Source organism: Pseudomonas sp. GW823-FHT02E01 (assembly GCF_058797535.1).
This window is the reverse complement of record NZ_JBXAJS010000011.1, coordinates 1-14,887: the sequence shown is the minus strand read 5'-3', so window position 1 is coordinate 14,887 and position 14,887 is coordinate 1. Positions and strand designations below refer to the sequence as shown.

The 14,887-nt window shown below is 60.6% G+C and carries 11 protein-coding genes and 1 tRNA gene; 7 read left to right on the top strand and 5 right to left on the bottom strand.

Annotated features, from left to right (window positions below; genetic code table 11):
- Window positions 1–848 precede the first annotated feature (848 nt).
- Together AC1RDQ_RS23525 and AC1RDQ_RS23520 are read left to right on the top strand one after the other, a co-directional pair.
- Window positions 849–1,172 carry an SEL1-like repeat protein gene (locus AC1RDQ_RS23525; protein ID WP_079246787.1) on the top strand — a complete coding sequence of 108 codons (324 nt, stop codon included), beginning with the start codon at window positions 849–851 and terminating at the stop codon, window positions 1,170–1,172.
- A gap of 175 nt (window positions 1,173–1,347) precedes the next feature.
- Window positions 1,348–2,712, top strand: a complete 1,365-nt coding sequence (locus AC1RDQ_RS23520) for a DNA recombination protein RmuC (RefSeq protein WP_162252406.1) — start codon at window positions 1,348–1,350, stop codon at window positions 2,710–2,712.
- 171 nt (window positions 2,713–2,883) lie between these two features.
- Here the strand turns inward: AC1RDQ_RS23520 and AC1RDQ_RS23515 are convergent, their stop codons facing one another.
- Window positions 2,884–6,354, bottom strand: coding sequence for a hybrid sensor histidine kinase/response regulator (locus AC1RDQ_RS23515; protein ID WP_057715791.1), 3,471 nt, complete (start codon window positions 6,352–6,354; stop codon window positions 2,884–2,886).
- A gap of 215 nt (window positions 6,355–6,569) precedes the next feature.
- Window positions 6,570–7,106: a TetR/AcrR family transcriptional regulator gene (locus tag AC1RDQ_RS23510; RefSeq protein WP_057715790.1), complete on the bottom strand. Its 537-nt coding sequence runs from the start codon at window positions 7,104–7,106 to the stop codon at window positions 6,570–6,572.
- A gap of 148 nt (window positions 7,107–7,254) precedes the next feature.
- Here AC1RDQ_RS23510 and AC1RDQ_RS23505 point away from each other — a divergent pair, with 148 nt between their 5' ends.
- The 4 genes from AC1RDQ_RS23505 to AC1RDQ_RS23490 all read left to right on the top strand — a co-directional run bounded on the left by AC1RDQ_RS23505 (window position 7,255) and on the right by AC1RDQ_RS23490 (window position 12,047).
- The gene (locus tag AC1RDQ_RS23505; protein ID WP_492588282.1) at window positions 7,255–8,445 is read left to right on the top strand and encodes an MFS transporter; all 1,191 of its coding nucleotides are present in this window, start codon (window positions 7,255–7,257) and stop codon (window positions 8,443–8,445) included.
- A gap of 48 nt (window positions 8,446–8,493) precedes the next feature.
- Window positions 8,494–8,805 carry a cupin domain-containing protein gene (locus tag AC1RDQ_RS23500; protein WP_492588281.1) on the top strand — a complete coding sequence of 104 codons (312 nt, stop codon included), beginning with the start codon at window positions 8,494–8,496 and terminating at the stop codon, window positions 8,803–8,805.
- A 105-nt stretch (window positions 8,806–8,910) separates the two neighbouring features.
- On the top strand, window positions 8,911–10,062 hold the full coding sequence (locus AC1RDQ_RS23495; RefSeq protein ID WP_492588280.1) for a TDT family transporter: 1,152 nt from the start codon (window positions 8,911–8,913) through the stop codon (window positions 10,060–10,062).
- A 110-nt stretch (window positions 10,063–10,172) separates the two neighbouring features.
- Window positions 10,173–12,047: an MFS transporter gene (locus AC1RDQ_RS23490; protein WP_492588278.1), complete on the top strand. Its 1,875-nt coding sequence runs from the start codon at window positions 10,173–10,175 to the stop codon at window positions 12,045–12,047.
- A 126-nt stretch (window positions 12,048–12,173) separates the two neighbouring features.
- Here the strand turns inward: AC1RDQ_RS23490 and sugE are convergent, their stop codons facing one another.
- The 3 genes from sugE to rdgC form a co-directional block, all read right to left on the bottom strand.
- Window positions 12,174–12,488, bottom strand: coding sequence for a quaternary ammonium compound efflux SMR transporter SugE (gene sugE, locus AC1RDQ_RS23485; RefSeq protein ID WP_007977599.1), 315 nt, complete (start codon window positions 12,486–12,488; stop codon window positions 12,174–12,176).
- 131 nt (window positions 12,489–12,619) lie between these two features.
- Entirely contained in the window at window positions 12,620–13,585 is a 966-nt protein-coding gene (locus AC1RDQ_RS23480; RefSeq protein WP_492588277.1) for a bile acid:sodium symporter family protein, read from the bottom strand.
- A 147-nt stretch (window positions 13,586–13,732) separates the two neighbouring features.
- A complete protein-coding gene (gene rdgC / locus AC1RDQ_RS23475; protein ID WP_007969735.1) occupies window positions 13,733–14,653 on the bottom strand; it encodes a recombination-associated protein RdgC in 921 nt (306 codons plus the stop codon).
- A 159-nt stretch (window positions 14,654–14,812) separates the two neighbouring features.
- On the opposite strand from rdgC, the gene AC1RDQ_RS23470 reads away from it, so the two are divergent.
- A tRNA-Val gene (locus AC1RDQ_RS23470) sits at window positions 14,813–14,885 on the top strand.
- Window positions 14,886–14,887 lie beyond the last annotated feature (2 nt).

The window sequence follows — 14,887 nt, the reverse complement described above, 5'->3', positions numbered from 1 at the left end:
TTAGGAGGGCAGGCAACACATCGAGGGCAAAGGTTCTGGGCCCGGGGTGAAGATCCTGATCAATTTGCAGGTTGGTTCGAGCAGAGTTGGCAGGCGGAGCAACATCCTTTGCTTTCGATTCAAAGGTTGTGTTGGCGCAAGATTTACCTGGAAACCATCGAGGTGGTCGATCCCGCTTGTTCGGTGGAGGCTTCCGTCGGGAAGGCTGACCGGGGGGATTTGTTCGACCAGAATTGACTTTCAGCTTGGTACTAACGCCGCGGATACTAACGGATTGAACTGGCCAATGGAAGTGTGGTAGCGAAAAAGTTTCCTGGCCGGTGCCTGATGGGGCTGTTTTGTGTTGTGGAGGCGCGCATAAAGCTGCAAGACTTGGGATTCATGCGCCCTGTTTCGGGACAAAATCCGACCATCGGTCATCGACGTTTGTAGCAGCGCAGCCGTCTGGACACCGGGTTTGCCAGGGCTTATCCCCAGGCATGACAAAAAAATGCGCCGAAAAAGTGCATGGATATAACCATCGTAAAGGCACTTGTGCACATTAGTTGCGTGGTCTGTCACCCCCCTGTCATCTCACGTTCAAGCGTAATGGCTGCCTGTAACCAAAATTTAAGTCAATGAAAAACATCGCTTTTTTTTACTGGTGAAAAAATCGTCAGTTTGACTGCGAGCCCCATTCCACAGGGCTTTGAGCGAGTTCAAGGGCGGTTGTCCACTGAGTTATCCACAGCTTCTGTGGATTGTCCCGAGCGCTTGCTCTAGGACGGGCGTGCCGGGATATTTTCAGCTTTACCTGTAAGAAAAAGAGAGTAAAGTTGCGCGCCTTCTGATCTGCCCCACAGTGCTTTATGAAGTTTCGCTCAGCCCCTGTTTCCTCTTCCTCCACACCGCCCTCTGTTGCCCCTACCAAGCGCTTTTCCATGCGCGTGGCGGAGTGGCTGTTGGACAGTCCGCATCTGGGCGAAAACCGTAACGTCAAACACATCGCCGGACGTTTGCTCAAGCAACCGGCCCGTGAAGGCGTGGTGGCTGCGCAAAGTCGCCTTGGCCAGTTGATGTGCCGCGAATGCGGGAATGCCCGGGACCGCCGGATCGGTCAGGACCTGCTGCGTCAGGCCGCTCGGGCAGGCGATCACCGCGCTCAACAGGAACTGGGGCTGATCGAAGACTGAGCTGTCCAAGACCGGACGCCTTGGTTAACCTTCAGGCTTTATCCGAATGGCAGGAGTGGCTATGGCAATGGACTTGACCAGCGTATTGCTGGGGCTGGCAGCGGCTGCGTTGCCGTTGCTGGTATTGGCCTGGCAACTTCAGCGTCGGGCCAGCACCACGCAAGCCGATGTCGCGCTGCTGCAAGAACGCCTGGCCATGGCGCAACTGGCGCAGGACGGATTGAATGCACAACTCGAATCCAGCCGCGATGAAGCGGCTGATCTGACCCAGGCCAACGCCGCCAAACAAGCTGATCTGGCTGCGCTGCGTCGTGAAGTCGAGTTGCTGCAGATCGAGCGCGACGACGCTCGGGACGCCGCCCATGCGTGGAATATCGAACGCGCCGGCAAAGAAGCCGAATTGCGCCGTCTGGATGCCCAGGCCGCGTCGCTCAATGCCGAATTGCGCGAGCAACAGGACAGCCATCAGCAACGCCTCAACGACCTGCAAGGTTCGCGAGACGAGTTGCGCGCGCAGTTTGCCGAGCTGGCGGGGAAAATTTTCGATGAGCGCGAGCAGCGTTTTGCCGAAACCAGCCAGCAGCGCCTGGGGCAGTTGCTCGATCCACTCAAGGAACGCATCCAGTCCTTCGAAAAACGTGTCGAGGAAAGCTATCAGAACGAGGCCCGTGAGCGTTTCTCCCTGGCCAAGGAGCTGGAGCGCTTGCAACAGCTGAATTTGCGCTTGAGCGATGAAGCCACCAACCTGACCCGCGCCTTGAAAGGGCAGAAGACCCAGGGCAATTGGGGCGAGCTGATTCTTGAGCGCGTGCTCGAGCATGCGGGGCTGGAGAAGGGCCGCGAGTACCAGACTCAGGTCAATCTCAAGGGGCCGGACGGCGAGCGCTTCCAGCCGGACGTGATCATTTATCTGCCGGGCGACAAACAGGTGGTGGTCGACTCCAAGGTCAGCCTGACGGCCTATCAGCAATACGTCGCGGCTGAGGACGAGGCCATCGGCCAGATCGCCATCAAGCAGCACGTCCTGTCGTTGCGCAATCACGTCAAAGGCCTGGCCGGCAAGGATTACAAACGCCTCGATGGCTTGCACAGCCTGGATTTCGTGTTGCTCTTCGTGCCGATCGAGGCGGCGTTTTCTGCCGCGTTGCAGGCTGAGCCGACACTGTTTCAGGAGGCATTCGACCGCAATATCGTGATCGTCAGCCCCACCACGTTGCTGGCGACCCTGCGGGTCATCGACAGCCTGTGGAAACAGGAGCGCCAGAGCCAGAATGCCCGGGAAATCGCCGAGCGGGCCGGGTGGCTGTACGACAAGTTCGTGCTGTTCATCCAGGATCTGGACGAGGTCGGCAATCGCCTGCAGCAACTGGACAAGGCCTACAGTTCGGCACGCAACAAGCTGACAGAGGGGCGCGGCAACCTGGTCAGTCGCAGTGAACAACTCAAGCTGCTGGGCGCGCGGGCAAGCAAGAGTCTGCCGGCGGACTTGCTGGAGCGGGCGATGACCGATGTGGATGGGTTGGTCGAGTTACCGGAGTAGCCCCGGGCGAGCGTGGACCTTGTGGCGAGGGGGCTTGCCCCCGTTCGGCTGCGCAGCAGTCGTCAGTCCGGCAACGCGTTTTATCTGAAGAGGCTCATTGAATGGTTTGGGGCCGCTACGCAGCCCAACGGGGGCGAGCCCCCTCGCCACAGGAGGCTGTGTTGAACCTCGTTACAACGGTATGTACCGGCTCAACAACGCCCGCAATGCCGCCGGTTTCACCGGTTTGGCCAAGTAATCAAGCCCCGCGGCATGCACCAGGTCGACCGTCTCCGGCCGGCCATCGGCGCTGATCACCACGCCAGGGACCGGCTCGCCCATTTGCGTGCGCAACCAGGCCATCAAATCGGTTCCGGTCTCGCCATGATCGAGGTGGTAGTCCACCAGCGCCAATTGCGGGCGCATGCCTTCGCCAAGCAACGCGGCGCATTCCTCGCGATTGCGCGCGGTCCAGACCTGGCAACCCCAGCGGCTGAGCAGGCTGTTCATGCCGATCAGGATGCTGTCTTCATTGTCGATACACAGCACCTGCGCGCCATTGAGCAATTTGCCATTGAACTCGGCGACCTTGACCGGCGCTGCGGTTTGCGCCCGGGCCAGCGGCACACTGACGCTGAACACGCTACCGCGTCCCGGCCAGGAACGTACGCGCAAAGTATGACCGAGCACGCGACATAGCCCGTCGGCAATCGCCAGCCCCAGGCCGAGGCCTTTTTCGGCTCGGGTCTGGTGGCTGTCGAGGCGCTTGAACTCTTCGAAAATCACCTGCAATTTATCTTCCGGAATACCTGGCCCGCGGTCCCAGACTTCCAGGCACAGTTGCTCCTTGTGCCGGCGAACCCCCAGTAGTACCGGCCCTTTGCCGTAGCGGAAAGCGTTGGTCAGGAAGTTCTGCAAAATCCGTCGCAGCAATTTGATGTCGCTGTCGACCCGTAACGTGCTTGTGCGAACCCGGAACTCCAGTTTTTGCTCTCGCGCCAGCACCTTGAACTCTGTACCGAGGGTATCGAACAGTTCGTTGAGGGCGAATGGCTGGCGATTCGGATTGATCTTGCCGTTTTCCAGGCGGGAAATGTCCAGCAAGTCGCTGATCAAGTCCTCGGCCGAGCGCAGCGAACTGTCCAGGTGTCCGACCAGTTTCTGCGCTTCGCCGGACAAACCATCTTCCTGATGGGAGAGGGCGGCGGAGAACAGCCGCGCCGCATTCAACGGTTGCATCAAGTCATGGCTGACGGCCGCGAGGAAACGGGTCTTGGACTGGTTGGCCGCCTCGGCGGTGCCTTTGGCTTCGGTCAGGGCAACGTTGAGCTGCGACAATTCGTGGGTCCGTTCGGTGACCCGTTGCTCCAGGCCTTCGTTGGCTTCGGTCAGCGCCTGTTCGGCTTCGCGGAACGCGGTGATGTCGGTGAAACTCATGACAAAGCCGCCGCCGGGCATCGGGTTGCCGATCAGTTCGATCACCCGACCATTGGGGAACATCCGCTCGGAAGTATGCGCGCGGCCCTGACGCATCCAGTGCAGGCGGCGGGCAACGTGCACTTCGGCTTCGCCGGGGCCGCACAATCCGCGCTCGGCGTTGTAGCGAATGATGTCGGCAATGGGGCGGCCGATACTGATCAAGCCGTCCGGGTAATTGAACAGTTCAAGATAGCGACGGTTCCAGGCCACCAGTTTCAGCGACTGGTCGACCACGCTGATGCCCTGGGTGATGTTCTCGATGGCGCCTTGCAGCAAGGCGCGGTTGAATTGCAGCACCTCCGAGGCTTCGTCGGCGATGCGCACGACGTCCTCCAGTTGCATCTCGCGGCCTTCAATGGCGGCTTTTACCACCGCGCGGGTCGAAGAGGCACCAAGCACACCGGCCAGCAAGCGTTCGGTGTGGGCGATCCATTCACTGTCGGCGTTCTGGTTCGGGTTGAAGCCCTTGCCTTGGCGATAGGCAAAACGGATGAAGCTTTGACGGGCGCGTTCTTCGCCGACGAAGCGCGCCGCCAGTTGCAGCAGGTCATTGATCTGCACTGCCAGCATCGAGCGTGCGCTGGGGCGGGCGCTGATTTCCTGGCCGATGAAGCGACCTGCCTGCCAGTGCTCGGAAACCCGGGTGCGGGACAGCACCGAGACCCAGGCGAACAATGTGAAGTTGCCTGCCAGCGACAGCACCACGCCCTGGGTCAGCGGGGTGATCGGCAGGTTCAGTGGATTGCTGTGCAACCAGGCCAGCCCCGGGAACGTGTTCAAGGACAGGCCGAGACTGAGGGCGGCAATCGGCAGGATCAAGGTGTAGAACCACAGGAAGGTGCCTGCGGCGAGGCCAGCGAAAACACCGCGGCGGTTGGCCTGTTTCCAGTACAGGGCGCCGAGCATGGCGGGGGCCAGCTGGGTCACGGCAGCGAAGGCGATCTGGCCGATGGTCGCCAGGCTGGCGGTCGAGCCCAGCAGGCGATAACTGACATAGGCAAGCAGCAGAATGACCACAATGCTGACGCGGCGCACCGACAGCATCCACTGGCGGAACACTTCGAACGGGCGCTCGGCGTTGTTGCGACGCAGCAGCCAAGGCAGCAGCATGTCGTTGGACACCATGGTCGACAGCGCCACGCTGGCCACGATCACCATGCCGGTGGCGGCCGATGCGCCACCGATAAACGCCAGCAGGGCCAACGCCGGATGCGCCTGGGCCAGGGGCAGGCTGATGACGAACGAGTCCGGCAACACCGAGCTGGGCAGCATCATCTGGCCGGCCAGGGCGATCGGCACGACAAACAAGGCGGCGAGGGCGAGGTAGGCCGGGAATACCCACTTGGCCAGGCGCAGATCCTGGGGATCGATGTTCTCGACAACGGTCACGTGGAACTGCCGTGGCAGGCAAATGATCGCCATCATCGCCACACCGGTCTGCACTACCATCGACGGCCAGTTGATGGTTTCCTTCCAGTACTGTTCAAGGCGCGGCGCAAGCATGGCCTGGTCGAACAGGTCGTCGAAACCGTCGTACAGGCCATAGGTCACGAAGGCGCCGACGGCGAGAAACGCGAACAGCTTCACCAATGATTCGAAGGCGATGGCCAGCACCATGCCGCGGTGGTGCTCCGTGGCGTCGAGGTTGCGGGTACCGAAGACGATGGTGAACAGCGCCAGCACCAGCGACACAATCAGAGCGGTGTCCTGGGCGCGGGTGCCCATGGCGTCGGCACCGGCGCCGATAAGCAGGTTCACGCCGAGCACGATGCCTTTGAGCTGTAGCGCAATGTAGGGCAACACACCGACCAGGCAAATCAGCGCCACCACCACCGCCAGCGACTGGGATTTGCCATAGCGTGCGGCGATGAAGTCGGCGATCGAGGTGATGTTCTCCTGTTTGCTGATCATCACCATTTTTTGCAGGACCCACGGCGCGCCGACCAGCAACAGGATCGGCCCGAGGTAGATCGGCAGGAACGACCAGAGCTGTTCGGCGGCCTGGCCCACGGCGCCGAAAAAGGTCCAGCTGGTGCAGTAGACCGCCAGCGACAGGCTATACACCCACGCCCGCACACGCGGCGGCAAGGGCGCGCTGCGACGGTCGCCATAGAAGGCGATGGCGAACAGGATGGCCATATAGGCCAGGGCGACGACGGCAATCAGCCCGGTGGACAGCGACATGGGGACTCCAGACAAAAGACATCCGGACCTCCCGCCCGGACAGACAGTCTCGCACGACCGCCAGCGTTAGTCAGTGTCGACCAAGGTCGTGGCGTGGCGGGGTGTCGCAGGGGGATTTGCAGTGTCTGGACTGGCCCCTTCGCGAGCAAGCTCGCTCCCACATTTGCCCTGTGTTCGCCCCCCCTGTGGGAGCGAGCTTGCTCGCGATGGGGGCCTCACTGGCTGAACGCGATCTCGATCAATCGATGCAACTCTTCGACCTTCAGCGGCGCCTCGGCAAACAGGATGCGAAACACCGTCGGCGCGGCGATCAGATTGATCAACCGATCGACACTGGGCCTGGGCTCATCCGGATAGCGATCCAGAATCGTCTGCAATTGCCCGCCAATGATGGTCGCGCAATAACTCGGCTTCAACGCCGCCTGCACGTCGCACAGCATGTTGCGGCCGGGCTCGGAGCTCATCTCGTCCAGGTACTGCTCCGCCCAGGCCCGCACGTCGCCGTGAAGGCTGCCGGTATTGGCCGGTTCGTTGTCGGGCTGCATGCGGGCGAGGGCGACGTCTGCCAGTAGCGCCGACACATCGCCCCAGCGTCGATAGATGGTGGACGGCGTGACGCCCGCGCGCGCTGCAATTTGCGGCACCGTCACGCTGGCGCGGTCCTGCTCCTCAAGGAGTTGGCGCACGGCCGAATGAATCGACTCTTGCACCCGGGCGCTGCGGCCGCCGGGGCGTAATGTGGGAACTGTCATCTTGTGTTTCCTGTATTGCACCGGGTCTTGCGGCTGGCACCCGGTCCTGAAAGCCATGCATCGGACCTTAACACAAAGAATTTGCTTTAAGAGGGATCCAGTAGCACACTCCGCAAAAGCAAAAAATTAGCTTTTGCGGAGTGTGTCGATGCCCGGTTCTCATTCAAATCGTGCCAGCCTGTGGTTTTTGGCCGTTACCTTGCTCAGTTTCCTGGCGGCCTCCACTGCGCCGACCCCGCTGTATCACCTGTATCAGGAGCAGATGCAGTTTTCGGCAGCGACCTTGACCCTGATTTTCGGCGTGTACGCCCTCAGCCTGTTGGCGGCGTTGCTGACGGTCGGCTCGCTGTCGGATTACCTGGGGCGCAAACCGGTGATCTTTACGGCGGTGATGCTGAACATCCTGGCGATGTTGCTGTTTATCCATGCCGAAAGCGTCGCCTGGCTGATCAGTGCCCGGGTGCTGCAGGGGTTCGCCACCGGCATGGCAACCGCGGTTCTGAGTGCAACGCTGCTCGACACCGACCGCGAGCAGGGGCCGCTGGTCAACAGCGTCGCGCCTTTACTCGGGATGGCTCTGGGGGCGCTGGGTTGTGGTGTGTTGGCCGAGTTTGCCCCCGCGCCGCTGCATTTGACCTTTTGGCTGCTGCTGGCCCTGTTCGCGATGCAGGCCGTGTATGTCTGGCGATTGCGGGAAAGCGTCTCGCGCCAGCCTGGTGTGTGGGCCTCATTGCGACCGACCCTGCATGTGCCGGCTCAGGCACGTTCCACTTTGTGGCGGGTGTTGCCGCTCAACACGGCGGTCTGGGCACTCGGCGGTTTTTACGCGTCGCTGGCACCTTCGTTGGTGCGCACGGCGACTGGCTCGACCTCGAATCTGATTGGCGGGGCGACCGTCGCCGCCTTGACGGTGACTGGCGCCCTGATGATTTACACCCTGCGCAATCAGGCTGTGACCAAGGCGCTGCAACTGGGCGCCTGTTCGCTGCCGGCGGGAGTCGCCCTGATTCTACTGGGCGTGCACAGCGCCAGTTTGCCGCTGTTTTTCCTCGGCACGCTGGTCGCCGGTTGCGGTTTCGGCGCCGGTTTCCTCGGGGCGGTGCGTAGTCTGGTGCCGCAGGCCTTGCCCCATGAGCGCGCCGGGTTGATGTCGGCATATTATGCGCTGAGTTATCTGGCGTTCTGCCTCCCGGCGCTACTGGCCGGGAACCTGGAGCGGACGTTTGGTCTGGTGGCAACGACCGATGGTTATGGTGCGATGCTGATTGTGCTGGCTCTCAGCGCAATGGCGAGTCTACTGCGATCACGTTCGGTCAGGGTCTGCGAGGCCAACCGGTAGAATTGAGTTAGCCTTGGCACCCACTCAATTCACTCGAAGGATCGGACCATGAATATCATCCGCAGCAAGTCGTTCACTGGCGAGCGTGCCTGGGCCGCGCTGGAAATCGCCAGCATGAACGGCATCACCACGCGGCTGCACTGGACCGATCAACCCTACAAGTGGCACGTCAACGATGGCGAGGAAGTGTTCGTGGTGCTCGATGGCCAGGTCCGGATGCGTTATCGCGAAGAGGGGGTGGAGCAGGAGGCTTTGCTGGAGGTCGGTGATATTTTTTATGCTTCGGTTGGCACTGAACATGTGGCGCATCCGGTAGGAGCGGCTCGGATATTGGTGATCGAATCGGAAGGGAGTGTCTGACGCTATATAAGTAATATCGATAAGATATAGAGATATTACCCGTTATATAGATATTCTATTCGGATCTAACATGGGCTCTACCTCACGAGAGGACAGGAGTTCGCCATGACATGCGCCAATAGCATCAAGCCCGGAATCAAACCTTTCAGTCATTTGCAGCATCCCCGCGAGGTGATCCGCCAGTTCACCCCCAACTGGTTTGCGGCCACCATGGGCACCGGTGTGCTGGCGTTGGCACTGGCGCAGTTGCCGGTTGCCACACCTGCCTTGCACGCCTTTGCCGAAGCCCTCTGGCTGTTCAATATCGGTCTGTTTCTGCTGTTTACGGCGCTATACACGGCGCGCTGGGTGCTGTTTTTCGACGAAGCGCGGCGGATTTTCGGCCATTCCACGGTTTCGATGTTTTTCGGCACCATCCCCATGGGGCTGGCGACCATCATCAATGGCTTCCTGGTGTTCGGCCTGCCGCGCTGGGGCGACGGTGTGATTCACCTCGCCGAGGTGCTGTGGTGGCTGGATGTGGCGATGTCGCTGGCCTGTGGCGTGCTGATTCCCTACATGATGTTTACCCGTCAGGAGCACAGCATCGACCAGATGACAGCGGTCTGGCTGTTACCGGTGGTCGCGGCAGAAGTGGCGGCCGCCAGCGGGGGGCTGTTGGCGCCGCATTTGGCAGACGCTCATTCGCAACTGGTGGTGCTGGTGACCAGCTATGTGCTCTGGGCGTTTTCCCTGCCGGTGGCCTTCAGCATCCTGACCATTTTGTTGCTGCGCATGGCCCTGCATAAACTGCCCCACGAAAACATGGCCGCCTCGAGCTGGCTGGCCCTTGGCCCGATCGGCACCGGTGCGCTGGGCATGCTGGTACTGGGCGGCGATGCACCGCTGATTTTCGCGGCCAACGGCATGCCGGGAATCGGTGAGATTGCCGCTGGACTGGGTCTGGTGGCCGGCATCACCCTGTGGGGCTTCGGCCTGTGGTGGATGCTGATGGCGTTGCTGATCACTGTGCGCTACCTGCGTGCCGGCATTCCCTTCAATCTTGGCTGGTGGGGCTTCACTTTCCCGCTGGGCGTCTATTCTCTGGCGACGTTGAAACTGGCCAGTACCTTGAACTTGATGTTCTTCAGTGTGTTTGGCTGCGTGCTGGTGGCGTTGCTGGCGGTGATGTGGCTGATCGTCGGCAAGCGCACGGTGCTGGGCGCCTGGCGTGGCGAGCTGTTTGTCTCGCCGTGCATTGCCGGATTGAAGAAATAACCGGCAAAGATTAGGTAAGGTGTGGCCTGGAGCGACGTTCGATACTCCAATTACAGTATCCAGGCCATTCTTTACCCGATCTCCAGCCACAATCCAGGGACACATGGAAGATGAGTCACCCCTCACAGTTCACCTTGCTGCGCACCCGGCGCTTCCTGCCGTTCTTCATCACCCAGTCCCTCGGGGCGTTCAACGACAACGTGTTCAAGCAGTCGTTGATCCTGGCCATTCTGTACAAGCTGACCATCGAAGGTGACCGCTCTGTCTGGGTCAATCTGTGTGCGCTGCTGTTTATCCTGCCGTTTTTCCTGTTTTCGGCCCTGGCCGGGCAATTCGGGGAAAAGTTCGCCAAGGACGCGTTGATCCGCCTGATCAAGCTTGGGGAAATCGCCATCATGGCGGTCGGCGCCGTCGGCTTCATGTTCGATCATCTGTCGTTGATGCTGCTGGCGCTGTTCGCCATGGGCACCCATTCGGCGCTGTTCGGGCCGGTTAAGTACTCGATCCTGCCGCAGGCCCTGCGGGAAGATGAACTGGTAGGCGGCAACGGCCTGGTGGAAATGGGCACCTTCCTGGCGATCCTGGCCGGTACCATTGGCGCCGGGGTGATGATGTCTTCGGCGCATTACGCGCCGGTGGTGTCCGCGGCGATCATCGGCATTGCGGTGCTCGGCTACCTGGCCAGCCGCAGCATTCCCCGGGCGGCAGCGGCCACGCCGCAAATGCGCCTGAACTGGAACATTTTCAGCCAGTCCTGGGCCACGTTGAAGCTGGGCTTGGGGCAAACGCCGGCGGTGTCACGCTCGATTGTCGGCAACTCGTGGTTCTGGTTTGTCGGGGCGATTTACCTGACGCAGATCCCGGCCTATGCCAAGGAATGGATGCACGGCGACGAAACCGTTGTGACGCTGATTCTGACGGTGTTCTCGGTCGGCATCGCATTGGGTTCGATGCTGTGCGAGAAACTCTCCGGGCGCAAAGTCGAGATTGGTCTGGTGCCGTTCGGATCGTTCGGCCTGACCGTTTTCGGCCTGCTGCTGTGGTGGCATTCGGGCTCAATACCGGAAAGCGCCGCCGGCCATGGCTGGATCGAGATCCTCGGTTTTGGTCACGCCTGGCTGGTGTTGCTCGACATCCTCGGCCTGGGTGTCTTCGGCGGTTTCTACATCGTGCCGCTGTACGCGCTGATCCAGTCACGTACCGCGGAGAACGAACGGGCGCGGGTGATTGCCGCCAACAACATCCTCAACGCGTTGTTCATGGTGGTGTCGGCGATTGTCTCGATCGTCTTGCTGAGTGTGGCCGAACTGTCGATCCCGCAACTGTTCCTGGTGGTGTCGTTGCTGAACATCGGCGTCAACGCCTACATCTTCAAGATCGTCCCCGAGTTCACCATGCGTTTCATGATCTGGCTGCTCAGCCATTCCATGTACCGCGTCGAACATCGCAATCTGGATTTGATTCCCGATGAAGGCGCGGCGTTGCTGGTGTGCAATCACGTGTCATTCGTCGACGCCTTGCTGATTGGCGGCGCAGTACGTCGGCCGATTCGCTTTGTCATGTACTACAAGATCTACAACCTGCCGGTGCTGAACTTCATCTTCCGTACCGCGGGGACGATTCCGATTGCCGGGCGCCAGGAAGACATCCAGATATATGAACAAGCCTTCATGCGCATTGCCCGGTATCTGAAGGACGGTGAGCTGGTGTGCATTTTTCCCGAGGGTAAATTGACCGCCGATGGCGAGATCGACGAGTTCAAGGGCGGCTTGACGCGGATTCTCGAAGAGACCCCGGTGCCGGTGATTCCGTTGGCTTTGCAGGGGTTGTGGGGGAGTTTCTTCAGCCGCGATCCGGGTAAAGGGCTGTTTCGCCGGTTGTGGTCTCGGGTGACGTTGGTGGCAGGGCCGGCGGTTGCGGTTGAGGTGGCAGAGCCGGTCAAGTTGCAGGCGTTGGTGGGGGATTTGCGTGGGGCCGTAAGATAGCGGTTGTTTGCGCGGGCTGCTTCGCGAGCAGGCTCGCTCCCACAAGGGATCCACGGTGTGTCGCAGATTGTCGCAACACCTTCGATTCCTGTGGGAGCGAGCTTGCTCGCGATGGCGGTCTGAAAGTTAAGCGCTGACCTTCAGGCCAACGAGCCCGGAAATGATCAACGCCACACTCGCCAACCGCACCAGCGCCATGGACTCGCCAAACAGAATGATCCCGGCGATCACCGTGCCTACGGCGCCGACACCGGTCCAGATCGCATAGGCCGTACCCAGCGGCAATTCCTTCATCGCAAGGCCGAGCAAACCAAGGCTGATAGCCATGGCCGCAACGGTCAACACAGTGGGGAGCGGGCGGGTGAAGCCGTCGGTGTATTTGAGGCCGACGGCCCAGCCCACTTCGAACAGGCCGGCGAAAAACAGAATGATCCAGGACATGAAGACCTCCATCGTCTGACGGGGTCGTCCCCTGATTAATGACTCGATCGAGCCGCGAGGTCGTCCTCGCGTTGCGCAATATAGTGCCCAGCATTAACCCGGGGATCAAGTTTTTAGATCAAGATCGCGAGTCAGTTACTGGCCTGTTGCGCCGCCATTTCCCGATCCTGTTTCTCGCTCATGCGGCGGAAATACGTCGAAAGCAATGCCCCGGAAATGTTGTGCCACACGCTGAACAAGGCGCTCGGCACCGCCGCCAGTGGCGAGAAGTGTGCACTCGCCAACGCGGCACCCAATCCGGAGTTCTGCATGCCGACTTCCAGGGCCAGGGACTTGCGCTGGGCCAGAGGCAGCTTGAACAGGCGCCCGGTGAAATAGCCCAGCAGGTAGCCGAAGCTGTTGTGCAGCATGACCACGGCCATGATCAACAGACCGGACTCTGCGATCTTCGCCTGGCTGGCGGCGACGACTGCGGTGACGATGATCACGATGCTGACCACCGACACCAGCGGCAACACGTCCACGGCATGGCGAACCTTGTCGCCGAGCACCCGTTGAGCAACCACGCCCAGCACGATCGGCAACAGCACCACTTGCAGGATCGACCAGAACAACTCCATGAACGACACCGGCAACCAGGCCGAGGCCAGCAGCCAGATCAGGGCTGGGGTCAGCAGCGGGGCGAGGAGGGTGGTGACGGCGGCGATGGCCACCGACAGCGCCAGGTCGCCACGGGCCAGCCAGGTCATCACGTTCGACGAGGTGCCGCTTGGACAGCAGCCGACCAGAATCACGCCGACGGCGATTTCCGGCGGCAAGTGGAACACCTGGCAGAGCAACCACGCCACGCCCGGCATGATCACGAAATGGGCAACCACGCCCAGGGCCACGCGCCAAGGATGGCGAGCGACTTCGGCGAAGTCTTCGAGTTTGAGGGTCAGGCCCATGCCGAACATCACCAGCCCCAGCAAGGGCACGATGGCGCTTTTGAGGCCGATGAACCATGCCGGCTGCAGAAACGCCACGACAGCGAAAATCAGTACCCAGTAAGCGAAGGTGTTGCCGACAAAACGACTTAATGCAGCCAGTGCGCGCATGGCCTGATCCTTTTTATTAAGTAGCACCACAAAACCAAATGTGGGAGCGGGCTTGCTCGCGAAAGCGGAGTGTCAGTCGACATAGATACTGACTGACACTCCGCTTTCGCGAGCAAGCCCGCTCCCACAGTTTGAGATCACAAGCTTTTAGATCCCCTGCGGAGTCTCTTCGCCACCCAGCGCTTCAACCAACGCCGGCAGGAAATCGCCGAAGGTCAGCATCATCAGGGTGAAGCTGGCGTCCAGTTGGCCCAGGGCTTCGTCGCCGCCGTCCTGTTCCGCCTGGTCTTGCAGCAGGTCTTCGAACTTCAGGCGCTTGACCACCATTTTGTCGTCGAGGACAAAGGACAGTTTGTCCTGCCAGGCCAGGGACAGTTGAGTGACCACTTTGCCGGTGCTCAGGTGCAGCTGGATTTCTTCGCTGGTCAGGTCCTGGCGCTTGCAACGCACGATGCCGCCGTCTTCGTGGGTGTCGCGCAGTTCGCACTCGTCCAGCACAAAGAAGTCGTCCGCGGCTTTCTGGGTGGTGACCCACTCGGTCATGGTCGCGGTCGGGGACATCTTCACGGTCAGCGGACGCACCGGCAGGGTGCCGATCACTTCACGCAGGGTCGACAGCAAGTCTTCTGCGCGTTTCGGGCTGGCCGAGTTGACCAGGATCAGGCCCTGTTTCGGCGCGATGGCGGCGAAGGTCGACGAGCGGCGGATAAAGGCGCGGGGCAGGAAGGCCTGGATGATTTCATCCTTGATCTGATCGCGCTCCTTCTTATAGACCTTGCGCATTTGCTCGGCTTCGATCTCTTCGACCTTTTCCTTGACGGCGTCACGCACGACGCTGCCCGGCAAAATACGTTCTTCCTTGCGCGCGGACACCAGCAGGAAGTCACCGCTGACGTGTACCAGTGGCGCATCTTCGCCTTTGCCGAATGGCGCGACGAAACCGTAGGTGGTCAACTCCTGGCTTGCACATGGGCGCGCCAGTTTGGTGGCCAGTGCAGTTTCCAACGCCTCGGCATCAACAGGCAGATCTTGGGTCAGGCGATAGATAAGCAGGTTTTTGAACCACATGGGGTGAGTCTCTCCTTTATACAAAGGGGGGCATTATTGTCTTCGCCGTGCCATAGGCCAACCTTTCTCTAAGCCTTTGGAAGGGCTGAGAAAATTATTTTAAAAAGTGCTTGCCAGAGGTTGGGTCGCTCCGTAGAATGCGCGCCACACCGAAGCGAAGGGTGATTAGCTCAGCTGGGAGAGCGTCTGCCTTACAAGCAGAATGTCGGCGGTTCGATCCCGTCATCACCCACC